18 protein-coding genes and 1 other annotated feature are annotated in these 20877 nt (G+C 40.9%); of the genes, 13 read left to right on the top strand and 5 right to left on the bottom strand.

Annotation, left to right across the window (positions count from 1 at the left end):
• Positions 1 to 266: 266 nt before the first annotated feature.
• Together gshA and luxS are read left to right on the top strand one after the other, a co-directional pair.
• Entirely contained in the window at positions 267 to 1826 is a 1560-nt protein-coding gene (gshA, locus tag SJ312_RS09540) for a glutamate--cysteine ligase (RefSeq protein ID WP_096864776.1), read from the top strand.
• Positions 1827 to 1977: 151 nt separating this feature from the next.
• Positions 1978 to 2493: an S-ribosylhomocysteine lyase gene (gene luxS, locus SJ312_RS09535; RefSeq protein WP_004914042.1), complete on the top strand. Its 516-nt coding sequence runs from the start codon at positions 1978 to 1980 to the stop codon at positions 2491 to 2493.
• A gap of 85 nt (positions 2494 to 2578) precedes the next feature.
• Here the strand turns inward: luxS and SJ312_RS09530 are convergent, their stop codons facing one another.
• Together SJ312_RS09530 and SJ312_RS09525 are read right to left on the bottom strand one after the other, a co-directional pair.
• A complete protein-coding gene (locus SJ312_RS09530) occupies positions 2579 to 3865 on the bottom strand; it encodes a CNNM domain-containing protein (RefSeq protein ID WP_036958918.1) in 1287 nt (428 codons plus the stop codon).
• A 42-nt stretch (positions 3866 to 3907) separates the two neighbouring features.
• Positions 3908 to 4699: an inner membrane protein YpjD gene (locus SJ312_RS09525; protein ID WP_004264820.1), complete on the bottom strand. Its 792-nt coding sequence runs from the start codon at positions 4697 to 4699 to the stop codon at positions 3908 to 3910.
• A gap of 384 nt (positions 4700 to 5083) precedes the next feature.
• Here SJ312_RS09525 and ffh point away from each other — a divergent pair, with 384 nt between their 5' ends.
• From ffh to SJ312_RS09485, 8 genes are all read left to right on the top strand, one after another.
• Positions 5084 to 6445: a signal recognition particle protein gene (gene ffh / locus SJ312_RS09520; protein ID WP_096864778.1), complete on the top strand. Its 1362-nt coding sequence runs from the start codon at positions 5084 to 5086 to the stop codon at positions 6443 to 6445.
• Positions 6446 to 6581: 136 nt separating this feature from the next.
• On the top strand, positions 6582 to 6830 hold the full coding sequence (gene rpsP, locus SJ312_RS09515) for a 30S ribosomal protein S16 (protein ID WP_004264823.1): 249 nt from the start codon (positions 6582 to 6584) through the stop codon (positions 6828 to 6830).
• Between the two features lie 18 nt (positions 6831 to 6848).
• The gene (rimM, locus tag SJ312_RS09510; protein WP_004264824.1) at positions 6849 to 7394 is read left to right on the top strand and encodes a ribosome maturation factor RimM; all 546 of its coding nucleotides are present in this window, start codon (positions 6849 to 6851) and stop codon (positions 7392 to 7394) included.
• A gap of 38 nt (positions 7395 to 7432) precedes the next feature.
• On the top strand, positions 7433 to 8197 hold the full coding sequence (trmD, locus tag SJ312_RS09505) for a tRNA (guanosine(37)-N1)-methyltransferase TrmD (RefSeq protein WP_036958921.1): 765 nt from the start codon (positions 7433 to 7435) through the stop codon (positions 8195 to 8197).
• Between the two features lie 41 nt (positions 8198 to 8238).
• Complete coding sequence (gene rplS / locus SJ312_RS09500; RefSeq protein WP_319867529.1) at positions 8239 to 8592, top strand: 50S ribosomal protein L19; 354 nt, start codon at positions 8239 to 8241, stop codon at positions 8590 to 8592.
• Between the two features lie 530 nt (positions 8593 to 9122).
• Positions 9123 to 10217, top strand: coding sequence for a 3-deoxy-7-phosphoheptulonate synthase (locus SJ312_RS09495; protein ID WP_110592307.1), 1095 nt, complete (start codon positions 9123 to 9125; stop codon positions 10215 to 10217).
• 13 nt (positions 10218 to 10230) lie between these two features.
• Positions 10231 to 11352 carry a bifunctional chorismate mutase/prephenate dehydrogenase gene (tyrA, locus tag SJ312_RS09490; protein WP_110592306.1) on the top strand — a complete coding sequence of 374 codons (1122 nt, stop codon included), beginning with the start codon at positions 10231 to 10233 and terminating at the stop codon, positions 11350 to 11352.
• A 314-nt stretch (positions 11353 to 11666) separates the two neighbouring features.
• Positions 11667 to 13235, top strand: a complete 1569-nt coding sequence (locus SJ312_RS09485) for a methyl-accepting chemotaxis protein (RefSeq protein WP_004264831.1) — start codon at positions 11667 to 11669, stop codon at positions 13233 to 13235.
• A 50-nt stretch (positions 13236 to 13285) separates the two neighbouring features.
• Here the strand turns inward: SJ312_RS09485 and pheA are convergent, their stop codons facing one another.
• The 3 genes from pheA to bamD form a co-directional block, all read right to left on the bottom strand.
• Positions 13286 to 14458 (bottom strand): bifunctional chorismate mutase/prephenate dehydratase, encoded by a 1173-nt coding sequence (gene pheA, locus SJ312_RS09480; RefSeq protein WP_004264832.1) that lies wholly within the window; start codon positions 14456 to 14458, stop codon positions 13286 to 13288.
• 26 nt (positions 14459 to 14484) lie between these two features.
• Positions 14485 to 14602, bottom strand: a sequence feature (Phe leader region).
• Positions 14603 to 14742: 140 nt separating this feature from the next.
• A complete protein-coding gene (gene raiA / locus SJ312_RS09475) occupies positions 14743 to 15075 on the bottom strand; it encodes a ribosome-associated translation inhibitor RaiA (RefSeq protein ID WP_036958924.1) in 333 nt (110 codons plus the stop codon).
• Between the two features lie 315 nt (positions 15076 to 15390).
• Positions 15391 to 16122 (bottom strand): outer membrane protein assembly factor BamD, encoded by a 732-nt coding sequence (gene bamD, locus SJ312_RS09470; RefSeq protein WP_004264835.1) that lies wholly within the window; start codon positions 16120 to 16122, stop codon positions 15391 to 15393.
• A 137-nt stretch (positions 16123 to 16259) separates the two neighbouring features.
• On the opposite strand from bamD, the gene rluD reads away from it, so the two are divergent.
• From rluD to clpB, 3 genes are all read left to right on the top strand, one after another.
• The gene (gene rluD / locus SJ312_RS09465) at positions 16260 to 17237 is read left to right on the top strand and encodes a 23S rRNA pseudouridine(1911/1915/1917) synthase RluD (protein ID WP_004264836.1); all 978 of its coding nucleotides are present in this window, start codon (positions 16260 to 16262) and stop codon (positions 17235 to 17237) included.
• A complete protein-coding gene (gene yfiH, locus SJ312_RS09460; RefSeq protein ID WP_004264837.1) occupies positions 17237 to 17971 on the top strand; it encodes a purine nucleoside phosphorylase YfiH in 735 nt (244 codons plus the stop codon). The genes rluD and yfiH overlap by 1 nt, the downstream gene beginning before the upstream one ends.
• Before the next feature lie 123 nt (positions 17972 to 18094).
• Positions 18095 to 20668 carry an ATP-dependent chaperone ClpB gene (clpB, locus tag SJ312_RS09455; protein WP_319867526.1) on the top strand — a complete coding sequence of 858 codons (2574 nt, stop codon included), beginning with the start codon at positions 18095 to 18097 and terminating at the stop codon, positions 20666 to 20668.
• Positions 20669 to 20877 lie beyond the last annotated feature (209 nt).

Below are 20877 nucleotides of genomic sequence, written 5' to 3'. Positions count from 1 at the left end.
TAGCTCAGCTGGATAGAGTACTCGGCTACGAACCGAGCGGTCGGAGGTTCGAATCCTCCCGGATGCACCATCTTTAAGAAACTCCTCGTTCGAGGAGTTTTTTTTTGCCTAAAATTACCATTCATAAAATTAATTAAATCGTATTTTCTATACCTCTTTGATTTATTCCCTCATAAACCACACATCTAGACAGCGACAATTTATGTGATTTAAGCTAAAGTAATTGCCTTAATAAAATAAATTAACATCACAGGCGGGAGGTCGACTTGATCCCGGACGTATCGAAAGCGCTCTCATGGTTAGAGGCGCACCCAGAAACACTTAATGGTATTCAACGTGGTATTGAGCGTGAAACATTGCGTGTAACCCCCACAGGCGCAATTGCAGAGACCTTGCATCCAGAAGGGCTGGGAAAAGCTTTAACACATAAATGGATCACGACAGATTTTGCGGAGTCCTTACTCGAATTTATTACTCCTGTAGATAAAAGCATTAGCCATAATTTGGCTTTTTTGCGAGATTTACACCGCTATACAGCTCGTCACCTTCAAGATGAAAGAATGTGGCCGCTGAGTATGCCATGCTTTATTGAAAGTGAAGATAAAATCACTCTTGCGCAGTACGGCTCTTCTAATGTGGGGCAGTTTAAAACGCTGTACCGCGAAGGCCTTAAAAATCGTTATGGTGCTTTGATGCAAACGATAGCAGGGGTGCATTATAACTTCTCTTTGCCGATTGAATTTTGGCAAGCATGGGCGGGTATTGAAGACGAAGAAAGCGGTAAAGAAAAAATTTCTGAAGGCTATTTACGTCTAATTAGAAATTACTACCGCTTTGGTTGGGTTATTCCTTATCTATTTGGCGCATCTCCAGCTATCTGCGGCTCTTTTTTGAAAGATAGGGATACGACGCTATCATTTGATAAAACAGACTGTGGTACGTATTACTTGCCTTATGCGACATCGTTACGCATGAGTGACTTAGGTTATACAAATAAATCACAAAGTGATTTAAACATCACATTCAATAAATTGGATGAATATGTAGAGAACCTGAAAAAAGCCATCCATAAGCCTTCAGCTGAATTTGAAAAACTGGGTGTAAAAAAAGGCGGCAAATATATTCAACTAAATACGAATGTGCTGCAGATTGAAAATGAGCTCTATGCCCCAATACGGCCCAAACGCGTTCCTAAAGGCAATGAATCACCTTCTGACGCATTATTACGTGGTGGTATTGAGTACATTGAAGTCCGTTCACTTGATATCAATCCATTTAGTGCGATAGGCGTTAATGAAACGCAAGCTCGTTTTGTTGATCTATTCTTAATATGGTGTGTACTTGCTGATGCACCTGAAATGAATGCTCAGGAATTAGACTGTTGCCGTCAAAACTGGAATCGTGTCATTCTAGAAGGTCGTAAACCAGGCCAAGTCATTGGTTTCGGTTGTGGCAGCGAAGTTAAACCATTAGTTGACGTTGGGCAGCAATTATTTAATGACTTGATCCGTGTGGCTGAAGTGCTAGACACTTGTTGCGATGCAAAATATCAAGAAGTTTGTCACCAATTTGTTGCTATGTTTAAAGACCCAACTCTTACATATTCAGCGCTTGTTATGGATGAAATGTTAGAAAAAGGTATTGGTGGTTACGGGTTAGAATTAGCTGAAAAATATTTTGAACAGTTAGTGAACGAGCCGTATGAAGTGATAACTGAAGAGCAATTTGAGCAAGCACGATTAGCTTCAATAGCGAAGCAAGCGAAGATGGAACAAAGTGAGAGCGAAAGCTTTGAGGACTATCTACGCATTCATGCAGGACGCTAAAAGAAATGGCCACTCTAGGTGGCCAAAAAAAATCTCTTAGAGAATTAGGGATGATAACAAATTGCGCGTCTTTCAATAATTCAGACTCTGTATTTTCAAAATAGTTTCATTTATTTTAGAAAATATTTTTTATTTTCGAGGAGGTCACGAAATGCCATTATTAGATAGCTTTACTGTCGATCATACTCGCATGTCAGCACCTGCTGTACGTGTGGCAAAAACCATGAAAACACCAAGCGGTGATACCATCACAGTTTTTGATTTGCGTTTTACTGTACCAAATGAAGAAGCCATGACAGAAAAAGGGACGCATACTTTAGAGCACCTTTTTGCAGGCTTTATGCGTGATCACCTCAACGGAAATGGTGTTGAAATTATTGATATTTCACCAATGGGGTGCCGTACTGGTTTTTATATGAGCCTTATTGGCCAGCCAGATGAACTGCGTGTTGCTAATGCATGGAAAGCGGCAATGGAAGATGTTTTGCAAGTGAAAGACCAAAACAAGATCCCTGAATTGAATGTCTATCAGTGCGGTACATACAAAATGCACTCACTGGAAGAAGCCCAGCAAATTGCACGTAATGTTCTTGCATCAGAAATTGGTATCAATAAAAATGATGAATTAGCATTACCTGCAGAGAAACTTGAACAGCTACACGTTTAGTTTTTATCAAATATTCTCTATAAAAAGAGCCAATTAAGGCTCTTTTTATTTTATATGAGAATTAAATTGCAAGTTTATGACCAAATCAAAGGTCGGGGACTTGAGAACTGAATGTAAGAGGTGTGATCCTAACCTGTTTAACGATATTTTCACTCATTGCTAATACCTCGATAAGGTAATGCCCCACCACGATTTGCTCTTCAAGCTGTGGAATATCACCAATGACCTCTAAAACCATGCCATTAACCGTCCTAGGGCCATCTATGGGGAGATTCCAATCAAAAGCCTTATTCAGCTCACGAATATTAGCAGAACCGTCTACAAGAACGCTTCCATCACTTTGTGGCAAGACTTCTTCGGCTAAAGATGGTGACATCGAGGTTGTGAAGTCACCCACTATCTCTTCTAATATATCTTCGACAGTGATAAGGCCTTGAATTTCACCGTATTCATCAACAATGATCCCTAGTTTTTCTTTATTGTGCTGGAAGTTAACTAACTGAACATTTAATGGTGTACTGTTAGGAATAAAATAAATGTTATCTGCAGCTTTAATTAGGTTTTGCTTATTAAACTCACGTTTTTCCATCATAAGACGGTATGCTTCGCGGACGCGTAAAATGCCAATAGAGTCATCAAGTGAGTCGCGATAAAGCACAATGCGGCCATGAGGGGAGTGCGTGAGCTGCCGAATGATTGATTTCCAGTCATCATTGACATCAATACCAACAATCTCATTCCTTGGCAGCATAATATCGCCAACAGTGACTTTGTCTAAGTCTAAAATTGAAATCAACATGTCTTGATTTCGGCGGCTAATTTTATGCTTTGATTCGTTAACAATGGTGCGTAGCTCTTCCTTATTAACCGCATCAGTTCGTGCGGTTAGTGACTTCACCCCAATGCAGCGTAACAGTAGCGCTGAAATAGTATTAAATGCCCAAACAATAGGCATCATGACTACTTGTAATGGTTTTAAGAGGTAACTACTTGGAAATGCGATTTTTTCAGGGTACAGCGCTGCCAGTGTTTTTGGCATGACTTCGGCAAAAATGAGGATCACAAAAGTCAGGATCCCTGTAGCCATAGCTACACCTGCATTCCCATATAATCGCATACCAATGATGGTCGCTAATGCGGAAGCGACTATGTTGATTAAGTTATTACCAATAAGGACTAGGCTTAACAGCTTATCAGGGTGTTTAAGAAGTTTTTCAACGCGGATCGCTGAGCGATTACCTTGTTTTGCTAAATGTTTTAACCGATAACGGTTTAGCGTCATCATCCCTGTTTCTGATGCAGAGAAATAGGCTGACATAAAAATTAAAACAATCAATATGATGATTAGCGTACTTGTGGACACATCATCCAAAACAAGTTTCCTTATATTGTGAAAGTCGTGGCTTTATTTGCGTCAAAATACCATAAACTCCTGTATTAAACGGTTACCAAAAAAAGCCATTGTTAAGATGATTGAGCCACCAACATGGAAAAATAGGACGCGCTTACCTCGCCATCCTCCATGGAAATGTCCCCAAAGTAGAGTGATATAAACAAACCATGCAATGACGGATAATACCGATTTATGGATATTTTCTTTATCAAAAATATTATCCATATAAATAAAGCCAGTACACAAGGTCAGAGTCAGCAAAATGACCCCAACTTGAGTGATGTGGAACATTTTACGTTCAATTACCATCATGGGTGGCATATCTGGACTAAATTTTAAGGTTTTGTTCTTTAGCTGATGGTCAATTAAAGCCACTTGTAATGCATATAAAGCCGCAATAAGGAGTGTCGCATAGCTCAACAAAGCTAGACCAATATGAACAAAAAGTGGTACTCGAGCTTCAAGATGCGTAATAAACTCACCAGGCATTAGCGTTGACAGCATCAAGTTAATAATGGCAAAACTATAGACTATAGGCGTTAAGTACCAAGCTTTTCCCCAGTAAGCGACAACAGTCATAATCACACACATGAGTAAGCTCACTGTTGAGCCTAAATTCAACAGAGTGAGGTTTTGTCCCTCGGCTTCACTGAAAATCAAAAATTTCAATGTAATAGCGTGAGTTACTAACGCAACAACGGCAAGAAAAAGCGCGAGGTGGCGGTAGAACGGCTGTTTACGCACTTGGCCAGGGACGATCAGTAACAGACTGACCATGTATGTACAAACTGCTATGACTGCAAATACGGGCATAGTATAGTGTCGTTAATCATTTTTAGTGGAAAGTTATTCATAGTATAACTTGTACGAGTGTAGGCTCCAACTATTGGACAGGCCAATCACAATATATTCATTGCTGATAGCACTTCATGCGCCTACTGCTTGGTTTGTATTATTAAATTCATGCCATAATAACCTGTATCATCTGTTTCAAACAGGGGGCAGCGAAAAAACTGCGGGCATGTTACAATGGGGCATTATTTTGCCGCGATTATTTTTAGTGTTGGTTTCCCTTCATCATTGTGAAGGTATTGATGCTTATAATTCAAGTTGTTAGGTAACACGCACTTGAAATTATCTGTATTAGCAACCAGATCAGGCTGACATCGGCCCATCAACAGAATTGAGCTAAGACATATGTTTGATAATTTAACTGACAGACTATCGCGCACGTTGCGCAATATCAGTGGGCGTGGGCGTCTAACTGATGAAAATATTAAAGAAACACTACGCGAAGTTCGCATGGCCTTGCTGGAAGCTGACGTTGCTTTGCCAGTTGTCCGTGAATTCATTCAAAAAGTTAAAGAAAATGCCGTTGGGCAAGATGTCAATAAAAGTCTAACACCTGGCCAAGAGTTCATTAAAATAGTTCAAAATGAACTGACTAGGGCGATGGGGGACGAAAACCACCAACTTAATTTATCCGCACAACCTCCTGCTGTCGTTTTAATGGCAGGTTTGCAAGGTGCCGGTAAAACGACCAGCGTTGCAAAATTAGGTAAGCTCTTAAAAGAAAAGCAAAAGAAAAAAGTATTAGTTGTCTCTGCTGACGTTTATCGCCCTGCAGCGATTAAACAACTAGAGACATTAGCTGAAAGTGTTGGAATTGACTTTTTCCCTTCAGAAGTACAAGAAAAACCCGCTGCAATTGTTCAAAAAGCATTAAAACACGCACAATTACAATTCTACGATGTGCTGTTGGTGGATACCGCAGGTCGCTTGCATGTTGATGAAGCGATGATGGAAGAAATCCAAGAAGTTCACCGTATTATTAAGCCAGTTGAGACCTTATTCGTCGTCGATGCGATGACAGGGCAAGATGCGGCAAATACAGCGAAAGCATTTAATGAAGCCTTACCACTGACAGGGGTTGTGTTGACCAAGGTCGATGGTGATGCACGAGGCGGTGCGGCACTTTCAATTCGTGCGATCACGGGGAAACCTATTAAGTTCTTAGGTGTTGGTGAAAAAACTGATGCCTTAGAACCATTCCACCCAGAGCGTGTCGCGTCTCGTATCCTTGGTATGGGTGATGTGATTTCTCTGATTGAAGAGATTGAGCATAAAGTTGACCGTGATGAAGCTGAAAAGCTTGCTAAAAAACTTAAAACGGGAGATAGCTTTGATTTAAATGACTTTTTAAGTCAATTGAAGCAAATGCGTAATATGGGCGGCATGGCGAGCATGATGAGCAAAATGCCAGGAATGTCTCAGTTACCCGATGCCGTTAAGTCCCAAATGGATGATAAAATCACCGTTCGTATGGAAGCGATGATTAATTCCATGACACGTAAAGAACGTGAAAAACCGGAAATTATTAAAGGTTCACGAAAACGTCGTATTGCGGCAGGTTCGGGAACTACCGTGCAAGAAGTTAATCGCCTCTTAAAACAATTTGATGACATGCAACGCATGATGAAGAAAATGAAAAAAGGCGGTCTAGCCAAGATGATGCGCGGCATGAAGGGTATGATGCCACCGGGTTTTCCGGGGCGTTAAGCAATAAAGCCTCAAACAAAACGCACTTTTGATTGATTTTTGCGTCAAAGTGAGTAAACTTTTCGGGCTTTTTATATGACAGCCGGACTCTATCCCTCGATGGAGTCTGGTTGTTTTGTTAACTAATGAGGATGTTATGGTAACAATTCGTTTATCTCGTGGCGGCGCTAAAAAACGTCCGTTCTACCAAATCGTTGTGACTGATAGCCGCAATGCGCGTGACGGTCGTTTCATTGAGCGTATCGGTTTCTTCAACCCGATCGCTGCAGGTCAAGCAGAAGAACTGCGTTTAGACCTGGACCGTGTTGAGCACTGGGTTGGCTTAGGCGCAACTATTTCTGACCGTGTTGCACAACTGGTCAAACAAGCTAAGAAAGCAGCTTAATCTGTCGCGGTGGTAACAATGAGCAAGCAAACTAAACTACAGCCACCTGAAAACCCAATTGTATTGGGGAAATTAGGTGCGGCATACGGTATTCGTGGTTGGCTCAAAGTTTTTTCGTCCACCGAACATGCTGAAAGTATTTTTGAGTATCAGCCTTGGTTTATCCAACGTTCAGGTCAATGGCAACACATTGAAATTGAAGATTGGAAACATCATAACAAGGATATCATTGTCAAGCTGAACGGGGTCGATGACCGCGATGCAGCCGCGCTTTTGACTAACTTTGAAATTGCGGTTGATTCAACCCAACTTCCTGAGTTAGAAAACGAATACTACTGGAAAGACCTGATGGGCTGCCAAGTAGTGACGTTACAAGGCTATGACCTTGGTACCATCACTGACATGATGGAGACCGGTTCAAATGATGTGCTGGTCATTAAGGCGAATTTAAAAGATGCATTTGGCATCAAGGAGCGGTTGGTTCCGTTTCTTGATGGGCAGGTTATCAAGAAAGTCGATCTCGATGCCAAACTTATTGAAGTGGATTGGGATCCTGGTTTTTAAATCTCCGGTTGAACGGTTTTGATAAGTGGGACGAAATTATGTGGATTGGTGTAATTAGCCTGTTTCCCGAAATGTTCCGCGCAATAACCGAGTACGGGGTAACTGGTCGGGCAGTGAAAAATGGCCTGCTAACATTTGAGTGCTGGAATCCGCGAGATTTTACTCACGATAAGCACAAAACTGTTGATGATCGCCCCTATGGTGGTGGTCCAGGCATGCTGATGATGGTGCAACCGCTTAAGGATGCAATCAACGCAGCAAGAACTGAGGCTGGTGAGGGTGCAAAGGTTATTTATCTTTCACCGCAAGGGCGCAAACTTAGTCAAGACGGTGTTTGCGAGCTGGCAACCAATGAGAAATTGATTCTTGTTTGTGGCCGCTATGAAGGCATTGATGAGCGTATCATTCAAACCGAAGTTGACGAAGAATGGTCAATCGGTGATTACGTTCTCAGTGGCGGGGAACTTCCCGCGATGGTGTTGATTGACTCAGTTTCACGGTTTATACCGGGAGTACTTGGTCATCAAGCCTCTGCTCAAGAAGACTCTTTTGCAGATGGTTTGTTAGATTGTCCGCACTATACCCGCCCTGAAGTGTTAGATGGCATGCAAGTTCCTGATGTTTTACTTTCAGGAAACCACGCTAAAATAGATAGCTGGCGTATGAAACAATCACTCGGCCGTACCTGGCTTAGAAGACCTGAGCTTCTGGAAAGCCTAGCTCTGACTGACGAGCAGAGGATGTTGCTGGCTGAATTCCAAAGGGAATATCAGTCTGAGCAACAAATGAATCCAGACAATTAATTGTCTAAACATATCAGTTTACCTAGGGTAAGAGAGTTATTATGAGCAACATTATTAAACAACTTGAACAAGAGCAAATGAAGCAGGACGTACCTTCATTCCGTCAGGGTGACACCGTGGAAGTTAAGGTATGGGTCGTAGAAGGCTCTAAAAAACGTCTGCAGGCATTCGAGGGCGTGGTTATCGCTATTCGTAACCGCGGTCTGCACTCTGCATTCACTGTTCGTAAAATTTCTAACGGCGAAGGTGTTGAGCGTGTATTCCAAACTCACTCTCCAGTCGTAGATAGCATTGCTGTTAAACGTCGTGGTGCTGTTCGCAGATCTAAACTGTACTACCTGCGTGGGCGTTCTGGTAAGGCAGCTCGTATTAAAGAGCGTCTGAACGCCAAGTAATACGCTTTCGCTACATCCGAAAGTTATGTTATGAGAGAGGCCCGCATTTGCGGGCCTTTTTATATTCGTCACTATATTCTTCATAATTCAAATTGTAGCTGTGTTGGCAGCACTCAGCCCCACAGGTCACATACCTATATTCTTCATAATTCAAGTTGTAGCCGTGTTGGCTGCGTTCAGCCACACAGGTCACATACTTGTGTATGCTCCCTGCGATGTCCTCACTTTGCCGCCTTGCTATAACTCGAACTATTTAGAATATAGCTGATAACTTATGCTTATCTGTAAATAAATACTTACAGATTGCTTGTTTTTCTTTGGTCTATTAAAGTAATTTAATGTTAAATTAATGTAAAATTGTAGTTTATTCAATTTATTATAGTGATGTAAACAATTCAATACGGAAGTGGAAATATTTTACATAAATGGATTGAATTGTTTACGATGCATGGTATGTTATTACTCATACACCCAAACACAATACGTAAATAATAAACTAAGCAAATATAAGCTAATAAGTAGGTAAAAAAATGATCATGCAAAAAGATGTACTCAACAACGTGAATATTCAAGACGAGCAGGTATTAATCACTCCTGAGAGTCTGAAAGAGAAATATCCGCTGAGTCGCAGCAACCTGCATGCCATTGCGACATCGCGCCAAGTGATTGCTGACATTATTCATCAACGCGACCCTCGCTTACTCGTGGTATGTGGTCCTTGCTCAATCCATGATGTGGATGCCGCTATTGAATATGGTGAGCGCCTGAAAGTATTAGCCGAAGAATTAAGTGATAGTTTATATATTGTGATGCGTGTGTATTTTGAAAAACCTCGTACAACCGTAGGTTGGAAAGGTTTGATTAGTGATCCATTTATGGATGGTTCTTTTGAAATGGAAAAAGGCCTACATATTGCTCGTGATTTGTTGACCAATTTAGTGAATATGGGGCTGCCATTAGCGACAGAAGCATTGGATCCTAACAATCCTCAATACTTAGGGGATTTATTCAGTTGGTCAGCCATTGGTGCAAGAACGACTGAGTCACAGACCCACCGTGAAATGGCATCTGGTTTATCTATGCCTGTTGGTTTCAAAAATGGAACCGATGGGAGTTTATCTACAGCGATTAATGCGTTAAAAGCAGCAGCGATGCCACACCGTTTTATGGGAATTAACCAATCTGGCCAAGTTTGTTTATTACATACCAAAGGTAATAGTAACGGACATGTCATTTTACGTGGTGGGAAAACGCCTAACTACAGTGCCGAAGACATTGCGGCTTGTGAAGCGGAAATGAAAAAAGCAGGTTTAGAGCCGTCCCTTATGGTGGATTGTAGCCATGGAAACTCGAATAAAGATTACCGCCGTCAGCCATTAGTTGTTGATTCTATTATTGAACAAATTATTAATGGTAATGAATCAATTACAGGTATTATGCTAGAAAGTCATATTAATGAAGGGAATCAAACATCTGAACAAGCTCGTGACACAATGAAATACGGTGTGTCAGTGACAGATGCCTGCATTAACTGGCAAACGACGGAAACGGTATTGCGTAAATTACATCAAGCATTGTTGCCTGTGCTTGAACAACGTGCGCAAAAATTGAGTAAAGTGAGCTGATCAAGGTATTGGTATGTCTGTTGAGTTATCCCATTTACGGGAACAAATTGATGAAGTTGATAAATCGTTACTAGATTTATTAGCAAAAAGGCTGCAACTGGTTGCTGAAGTCGGTGAAGTGAAAAGCTTACATGGTTTACCGATTTATGTGCCTGAACGAGAAACAAGCATGTTGGCAGCACGTCGCGCCGAAGCTGAGCGTATGGGGATCCCACCTGATCTGATAGAGGATATTCTAAGGCGGATCATGCGCGAATCTTACGCACGTGAAAATGATAAAGGGTTTAAAACACTGAACCCATCAGCTGGCCCAATTGTGATTGTAGGTGGTGATGGGAAAATGGGGCGGTTATTTCACCGTCTCCTTAATTTATCAGGCTATCAGGTTAAGACATTAAACGAAGATGACTGGGCACAAGCAGAATCTATAGTTGCTGGTGCGAGCGTCGTGATGGTTAGTGTACCAATTCATTTGACAGTACAAGTCATCAACCAGCTGCCTAAACTGGATAAAAGCACGGTCTTGATGGATATCGCATCGATTAAGCAACAGCCATTAGAAGCGATGTTAGCGGCCCATGATGGGCCAGTACTTGGGCTTCACCCGATGTTTGGTCCTGATATTGGTAGTGTTGCAAAGCAAGTATTTGCTTACTGTAATGGCCGTGGCTCGGAGTCTTATCAGTGGTTTCTTGAACAGTTATTAGTTTGGGGGGCACGTTTGAAAGAAATCTCAGCCGAAGAGCATGATAAAAACATGAGCTTTATTCAGGCATTACGCCACTTTACAACATTTACTTACGGGCGAAATCTTGCTGAGGAAAATATCGATTTACAGCAATTACTTGATTTATCATCGCCTATTTATCGTTTAGAGCTCGCGATGGTTGGGCGGCTGTTTGCTCAAGACCCTCAACTCTATGCAGACATTATTATGTCTTCAAATGAAAATGTTGAATTGATACGCAGATATCATCAATTGTTAGGTGATTCAATAGCGCTACTGGAGAAAAAAGATAAAGCGGAATTTATTCGCCAATTTAATCAAATTAGCCAGTGGTTCGGTGAAGATGCCCATCATTTTATGAAAGAAAGCCAATCATTACTGCAACGAGCAAACGATAATCGAAAATAATCATCCCGCCTTCTATCGTGTTTTATAGCGGTAGAGGGCTTTATTTTCTTGTTAATTTTTTGTTACCTTCTATATTCTTCTATTTCAGTTAATCTCACCAAGAATGTTTATTTAAAATAGGTAATTGTACTTATCTATATAATTTCTATCGAATAATATGCTAATCAGATAAAAACTGAATTTATTCACTATCTAATTTCAAATTAATCAATTTTTAAAATCAATATTTATAAATCGATCGATTTATATGATAAAGATTTCACCTGTTTTACCGATAACACTACTCATTAAATGATGGTTAGCGTGGTAAATATATGTCTTTTAAAAATCTCAAAATTAGTATGAAGTTAACGGTAGCATTTGGTGGTTTTGTTGCGCTTATTATCCTAAGTTCACTTTTTTCTTTAGCCAATATGAACCGAGCTAATGATGGCATGAAACAAGTCCTGTATGAAAGTTATCCTATTGCCTCTACCGCAGGGCAAATGATGGATAACTTTTATTCTTTTATAGGGATCCAAGAGCTAATTTTACTTGATGATCGTGGTAGTGATAAACGCAGAGAAGAGTTGGCTAAAATTACATTAAAAATTAATGGATTGATGGAAAGCTTAGAAAATAACGTTACAGATGATCGCTCTAAAGAAGTCTTGGCTGATTTGCGTGTTATTCGCCAACAGTTTCATTCATCAATTACTCGCATCAATACCTTTTTATCAGAGAATAATCGCCAAGCTGCTATTGACGAAATGATGACTAAAACGTCTAGTATTCAACGTGATTATCGTGATCAAATTCAAACGTTAATGGCCATCCAAGATTTGGAAATGCAAGAAGTTGGCCGTAAAGTGAATGCGGATTATGAAAACAATAAACTATTACTAGCGGTGTTATCAATCTTGAGTATTGGCGCGGGCTGCGTAATGGGCTGGTATATTACGAACATTATCACAAGGCCATTGGAAAATGCGGTTAATTTCGCGCAGTCAATTGCAAATGGGGATCTGACTAAAGATATTCAGGTCACCTCAAAAGATGAAACGGGTGTATTGTTAAATGCACTTAATGATATGAAAGAGCACTTGCTGGAAATCGTTCAAGAGGTTCAACAAGGTTCTGAAAGTATTTCGGCAGCAGCAGGGCAAATTGTCGCGGGGAACCAAAACCTGGCGGCGCGCACCGAAGAACAGGCCGCATCAGTTGAAGAAACGGCCAGTTCAATGGAACAAATAACTTCAACCGTTCAAAACACGACTGAGCACACTCATGAAGCTAGCATGCTTGCAGACCAAGCGGCAATTATTGTACAAAACAATGGCGACATGATGAGTCAAGTAACGAATAAAATGCGTGCAATCAATGGATCATCATCACAGATGACAGAAATTATTAATCTAATAGACTCAATTGCATTTCAAACCAATATCTTAGCATTGAATGCATCCGTTGAAGCGGCAAGAGCCGGTGAACATGGGCGAGGCTTTGCCGTTGTTGCCGGAGAAGTGAGATTATTAGCACAAAAAAGTGCGGCTTCAGCGAGTGATATTCGTGGGTTGATTGAAAACTCATCGTCACAAACGCAAGAGGGTATGGAACTTGTTGAAAAAGCGACTCAGCAAATACACGGAATGGTTGATAGTGTAAAAGAGATGAATGCGTTACTACGTGAAATTGGGCAGGCTAGTCGTGAGCAAAGCGATGGAATTTCTCAAATCAATAGTGCAGTAGGGCAACTTGATTTAACCACACAACAAAATGCGAGTTTAGTTGAGGAATCTGTTGTCGCAGCGGACTCATTGAATGAACAGGCGTACCATTTGAAGGAACTAGTCAATTATTTCAGAGTCAAATCTTCGAATTATCAACCTGAAGTGAGAGCATAGTTTCAGTTTAGTAGGCTGCACTGAAAAAATGCAGCCTAATTATATTTTAATTAAGGCGTAATTTTTTCAGGTTCAACAGGAACCACATTTTCGGATGGGTAGCAGCCTAATATTTTAATTGACCTAGTAATTGTTGAAAGCTCTCTTAAAGCTTGTTGCATATTATCTGAACGTAAATTGGCATGCACATCAACATAAAACATCTCTTCCCATGGTTTTCCATTTATTGGGCGTGATTCTAACTTGCTCATGATTATCTTATTATTTTTCAAAATAACTAATGCATCAACTAAGGCACCAGCTTGTTGGCCAGTGGTCAGAAGCAGTGTTGTTTTAGCCGGTACTTGTTCAGTGACTTCAATTGGTTGTGGTGCAACAACAATAAAGCGTGTCATGTTAATTTGCTGATTAGCGAGATTATGCTCTATTACGCTTAAATCGTATAAGGCGCCACCGGCTTCACTTCCAAGTGCCGCGACACTCGGTGAGTTTTGGTCTGCGACCATTTGCATTGCAGTTGATGTGCTATCACAATATTTTATTTCCCAGTGTGGGAATTGTGCTAAGTATTGGCTGCATTGTTGGAAAGGCTGAGGGTGGCTATACACGGTTTTGATCTGGCTGAGATCGGTATTTCCTGTTGTTAAGAGGCAATGGTTAATTGGGAGCCGGATCTCTCCGACGATTGATAATGATGTATTTTGCAGTAAATCGTAAACATCGTTAATTGCGCCCGAACTGGTGTTTTCTATTGGTAAAATGCCATATTCCGCTTGCCCATTTTCAACTAATGAAAAAATATCTTGGAATTTATGGCAACTGCATTCAACTAGTTGGTCAAAATGACGGGCTGAGTACTGGCGTGCCGCAATGTGTGAATAAGAACCTTTCGGCCCTAAAAATGCGAAACGCGCTGTATCACTAGGGGTTAAATTTAAATGCTTTTGTAAAATAGCCTGTTGTGTAAGAACAGAGTCCTCAATAATCATCTGGAATAGGCGAGTGATATAAAAACCATCAAGCCCTAGTGGTTTGCCTTTGTTGATTAAAACATCAAGAAGTTGACGCTCACGGTCTTTATCACGAATAGGGCGGCTATCATCAATTTTTGTTTCAGCGACTTCAACAGCATAACCACGGCGCTTTGCTAAAAGATTTAGTAATTCACTATCCAGTTGACTTATTTTCTCTCTTACTTTTAATAAATTAGTGCTGTTTTCCATGCTGCCCACCCTGTTAATATCATGATATAAAAAAAGCCCCCTAGAGGGGGCTTTCTAATTTTGTCTTCTTTTCTTTCTCGAACGACAAAAGCCCCCAATTAGGAGTTGCTAAAGAAGAAAAAGAAAACAAAATTAAGATTCATATGAACACCTTTAGTCAGATTCAATTTAAATAAACCCGATACTCACTAAGAAGTCAATAGGTAAGGATCATAAACATAAAAAAACGCGCCCATGGTGAGCGCGTTTATAAGGTTCAAGATTAGTTGATAGATAATATAAAATTATAACGTAACAGTATTATTCGCTTCTTTTACACTATTATATGCTCTTCTTGATTCTCCTTTATGTTGCACTTTATTAAGTTGTCTTTCGAGTTTGTTAATTAGTTCATTAATTGCAACGTACATATCTTCATGCTTGGCACTTGCGACCAATTTTCCTGTCGCTGTTTTTATGTTGGCATCAACCATAAAACCTTGTGGCTCTTTTGATAATACGACATGCGTATTTATTAGAGATACTTGCCACTTATCGAGTTTTGTTAGACGGCTCTCAATGTGCTCACGAATCGCTGGGGTAATATCCATTTGTTTGCTAGTAATGTTCACTATCATATAGTTACCTCTCATTGTTTCCGTCTTTGTTGATTTCAGAATACCCGTTCTTGCTAAGAAAAAATTGATGTAGATCACATCTCATTCAGGGGAAGAGTAACAGCTATCTGAAGTGTGATTTCACATAAAAAAGAGGCGAAAAAGCATTGCCAAAATGAATGGATTAAGGGACACTGATTGAGTTGGCTAGGGGAACGGTAAATAGCTGGAACTTTTTTTGGGTTAAAATTAGTACCCTAAATGAGCAAGCAACTAAATCGCCGCTAGCAAAGAAAAACAGCAGCCTTGGCTGCTGTTTTAGATCGCACGATGATATTATTGTGGGTTTGCAGCAATAATACTCGCAACTTTATTCGCTTCTTGGTTTAGCCCCATCTCATTATAAGCAATTTCCATGTATGCTAAGGCATTACGTGTTGCTTCTGTGTCTGGGTAGTCTTTTAGCATTTGTTGAACACGATTAACAACCGCGACATAAGCACCGCGTTTGTTGTAGTATTCGACAACAGAAAGGTCGAATTTCGCTAAGCGGTCTTTTAAGAAGACTAATCGTTTACTCGCATCATTGGAGTATAAGCTGTTAGGATAGTAGCGAACTAACTGACTGAAATCTTTGAATGCAACTCGTGCATGCTGTGGGTCTCTGTCTGAGCGGTCAATACCAAAGAGGCCTTGCAATAAGCTATCATCCAGAGCCATCGCGGTTAAGCCTCGCATATAGAGGACATAATCAATATTTGGATGAGTTGGGTTCAAACGCATGAAACGGTCAATTGCGGCTATCGCCATTGGCAGCTCTGCTGATTTATAATATGCATAAATCAGGTCTAATTGAACCTGCTGAGCATATGGACCAAATGGATAACGGTTATCAAGAGCTTCAAATTGTTTAATCGCTGCTTTAAAATTGCCGTCCTGTAATTTTTGCTGACCCGTTGCATATATTTCAGCAGGGGTGCTATCAGGGCTGACTTCAGGAGTGCTGGAACAGCCGACTAAAATCAGGCTCAACGTGGCTGCAGCCACCAGATTTTTCATACGTATCATCACGTGTAGGTTATCCTCTGAGTGTTTCGAGGGAGTCTATCCATAAGGCTCCCGGCAAAATTCGAGTTACAATAGCATATATTTTAAATGAAACGGCACTGCCGTCAAAATACAAACACCAAAAAGTAGATTAATTTATGGCTCAACAAGTACAACTTAGTGCAACTATCGCTGAATCACAGCTTGGTCAACGTTTAGATCAGGCTTTGGCCGAATTGTTCCCTGATTATTCACGTTCTCGCATAAAAGAATGGATTTTAGCTGATAGAGTGCAGGTTAATGGCAAAGTTATCAATAAGCCAAAAGAAAAAGTTTTTGGCAGCGAACAAATTTTAATCGATGCCCTCATTGAAGAAGATAATCGCTGGGAACCACAAGATATCCCACTTAATGTGATTTATGAAGATGAAGATATCCTAATTATTAATAAACCGCGTGATTTAGTTGTCCACCCTGGAGCAGGAAACCCAGACGGTACAATTCTTAATGCGTTGTTATATCGTTATCCTGAAATTGCTGATGTGCCGAGAGCAGGTATTGTTCATCGTTTAGATAAAGACACGACAGGCTTAATGGTTGTCGCAAAAACAGTTCCAGCTCAAACACACCTTGTCGAAGCATTGCAACGCAGAGAAATTACTCGTGAATATGAAGCGGTTGCGGTCGGCCGTATGACAGCGGGTGGCATGGTAGAAGAACCTATCTCTCGTCATCCAACTAAACGAACCCATATGGCTGTGCACCCAATGGGCAAACCCGCTGTAACGCATTATCGTGTGATGGAACACTTTAGAGCCCATACTCGTTTACGTTTACGTCTGGAGACGGGCAGAACTCACCAAATTCGTGTTCATATGGCTCATATCAATCATCCATTAATTGGTGATCCCTTATACGGTGGCCGCCCGCGCCCACTAAAAGGGGCGACCGAAGAATTTTTAGAGGTCATGCGTAATTTTGATAGGCAAGCACTGCATGCCACCATGTTACGCTTATATCACCCAATCTCAGGTATTCAAATGGAGTGGCATGCACCGTTACCTGATGATATGGTTAAGCTTATAGAAGCTCTAAAAGCAGACACTGAACTGCATAAAGACGATATGGACTGGTAATGAATACATTGATTTTCCCTGATTGGCCGCAACCTAAAAACATAGCTAGCTGTAGTACAACTCGAGTGGGTGGTGTGAGCCTGCCACCTTTTGATAGCTTGAATTTAGGTGATCATGTTGGGGATATACCCAATGCCGTCAGTGAAAATCGTCAACGCCTTGAGGCGCTTGCTCAGCTACCACAACAACCAGTTTGGCTTGAGCAAGTTCATGGAACGGATGTGCTTCAGCTTGTTGGTGATAAAATTCATAATAGGCAAGCGGACGCCGTGTACAGTAATCAGGTTGGCCAAGTTTGTGCCATTATGACTGCGGATTGCTTGCCTGTGTTATTGACTAATCAAGCAGGAACGGAAGTGGCAGCAGCCCACGCAGGGTGGCGCGGGCTATGTCATGGGGTTCTTGAAAATACAATCAATCAATTTATTAGCCCTGCAAATGAAATTATCGCTTGGCTTGGCCCCGCTATTGGTGCTGAGAAATTTGAAGTCGGTAAGGAAGTCAAAGAGGCTTTTGTTAATCAATCATCTGATTTAGCCTCTGCTTTTGTTCCTTATAATGATAAATATCTCGCTGACATTTATTTATTAGCACGTAAAAAACTACGGGCTGCTGGCGTAACGAAGGTCTATGGTGGTGATTTTTGTACAGTAACAGATGAAAACAGATTTTTTTCCTATCGAAGGGAAGGAAAAACCGGCAGGATGGCTTCATTGATATGGATAAATACCTAGTATTGGGGTTTTGTTCTAAATTAACGGATATATCAAAAATAATTCCTTGCAAAACTTGAATATTTAAAAACTGACCTCATCTAGTATCCAGTAGCAAATTTAATCTCATTTATTGGAGGTGTTATGCGTCTGGACCGTTTAACTAATAAATTCCAGCAAGCTCTCGCTGACGCCCAATCACTAGCCCTTGGGCGCGAAAACCAGTTTATTGAACCTATTCATCTATTAAGTGCCCTGTTTAATCAAGAGGGTGGCACAGTTCGTCCATTGCTGACGACGTTAGGCGTGAATGCCGTACAATTCCAGCAAAAAGTCGAAGATGCACTAGGGCGTTTACCTCAAGTGCAAGGTGTTGCGGGAGATGTTCAACCATCAAGTGACTTAATGCGTCATTTGAATTTATGTGATCAGTTGGCACAAAAGCACGGAGATGAATTTATCTCCTCAGAATTATTTCTTGTCGCCGCTTTAGAAGCCAATACGACATTAGCAGACATGCTCAAAGCAGCAGGTGTTAATAAAGATAATTTAAAAAAGGCAATAGAACAGATGCGTGGTGGAGAAAAAGTGAATGACCAAAGCGCTGAAGACCAGCGCCAAGCCTTGAAAAAATATACAGTTGATTTAACCGAACGTGCAGAGCAAGGCAAATTAGACCCAGTAATTGGTCGAGATGAAGAAATACGTCGGACCATTCAAGTACTGCAACGTCGTACTAAAAATAACCCTGTGCTGATTGGTGAACCAGGTGTAGGTAAAACAGCAATTGTTGAAGGGTTAGCGCAACGTATCGTAAATGGTGAAATTCCAGAAGGGTTAAAAAACAAACGTGTATTATCCCTTGATATGGGGGCGCTAATTGCGGGTGCGAAATATCGTGGTGAGTTTGAAGAGCGTCTGAAAGCTGTTCTAAATGATCTTGCCAAACAGGAAGGTAACGTCATTCTGTTTATTGATGAATTACACACCATGGTTGGTGCAGGTAAAGCAGATGGTGCGATGGATGCGGGTAACATGTTAAAACCTGCGTTGGCTCGCGGTGAATTACACTGTGTTGGCGCTACCACATTGGATGAGTATCGCCAATACATTGAGAAAGACCCTGCATTAGAGCGTCGTTTCCAAAAAGTGTATGTGGCTGAGCCATCCGTTGAAGACACAATTGCTATTTTACGTGGTTTAAAAGAACGTTATGAACTGCATCACCACGTGCAAATAACTGACCCGGCGATTGTGGCAGCGGCAACGTTATCGCATCGCTATATTACTGACCGTATGTTACCTGACAAAGCGATTGATTTAATTGATGAAGCGGGTGCAAGTTTACGTATGCAAATGGATTCGAAACCTGAATCCTTAGATAGGCTGGAACGCCGTATTATTCAGCTTAAACTTGAACAACAAGCGCTGAAAAAAGAATCGGATGATGCAAGTAAAAAACGTCTTGAGATGTTAGAAGAAGAGCTCGCAGAGAAAGAACGTGAGTACTCTGCGTTAGAAGAAGAATGGAAAGCTGAAAAAGCATCATTAACAGGTACTCAGCATATTAAAGCTGAACTAGAAAATACGCGTATCGAGATGGAAAAAGCACGTCGTATGGGTGATTTGGCAAAAATGTCCGAATTGCAATACGGTAAAATTCCAGAATTAGAGAAACAGCTTGAAGCGGCAACCAAAGCTGAAGGCAAAAGCATGAAACTGTTACGTAATAAAGTAACAGATGTCGAAATTGCTGAAATCTTAGCTCGTTGGACTGGCATCCCTGTATCTCGAATGCTAGAAAGTGAAAGAGAAAAGCTGTTACGTATGGAACAGCAACTCCATCAGCGTGTTATTGGACAAGATGAAGCGGTAGTTGCAGTATCGAATGCAATTCGTCGTAGTCGTGCAGGGTTATCAGACCCGAACCGCCCAATTGGCTCGTTTATGTTCTTAGGGCCAACAGGGGTAGGTAAAACTGAATTGTGTAAAGCGTTAGCAAATTTCATGTTTGATAGCGATGATGCAATGGTTCGTATCGATATGTCTGAATTTATGGAAAAACATGCGGTATCACGTTTAGTGGGCGCACCTCCAGGGTATGTCGGTTACGAAGAAGGTGGGTATTTAACTGAAGCGGTTAGACGTCGTCCATATTCAGTCATTTTATTGGATGAAGTTGAGAAAGCACACCCTGATGTTTTCAACATTTTATTACAAGTGCTTGATGACGGGCGTTTAACGGATGGACAAGGTAGAACAGTGGACTTCCGTAATACGGTGATTATCATGACATCTAACTTGGGTTCTGACTTAATCCAAGAAAGATTTGGTATGATTGGTTACTCAGAAATGAAAGATATGGTGATGGAAGTGGTATCCCATAGTTTCAGACCTGAATTTATTAACCGTATAGATGAAGTTGTTGTATTCCATCCATTAGGTAAAGAGCAAATTACGAATATTGCCAATATTCAATTGGCTCGTTTATATAAACGTCTTGAAGAGCACGGTTATGAAGTCAGTGCGACACCTGCTGCACTGGAGAAAATTGGGGAGGCTGGTTTTGACCCAATCTTCGGAGCAAGGCCATTGAAACGCGCAATTCAGCAGGAAATTGAGAACCCTCTGGCACAAGAAATCTTGTCAGGTAAGTTATTACCAAGTAAACCTGTCGTTTTAGATGTAGAAAATGACGAAATCGTTGCTAAACAGTAATTGATATTATTGTAAAATCAAAAGGTGGCTATTGTTAGCCACCTTTTTTATATCAAATTACGTATAAAATCACTTTTTTTGCTTGATAATTGGGCGTAAAGTATAAAATATCACCGCTTGAAATTTTTTTTCAAAAAAACACTTGCCAGATTTTTCTGACTCCCTATAATGCGCCACCACTGACCGGGAACAAGACAACGCAAAGCGCG

The organism is Providencia sp. CIM-Carb-044 (genome assembly GCF_033901115.1).
In the GTDB taxonomy this organism is placed as follows: Bacteria; Pseudomonadota; Gammaproteobacteria; order Enterobacterales; family Enterobacteriaceae; genus Providencia; species Providencia hangzhouensis.
Note: the sequence above shows the minus strand (reverse complement) of the source record. Positions and strands in the feature narration are given on the sequence as shown.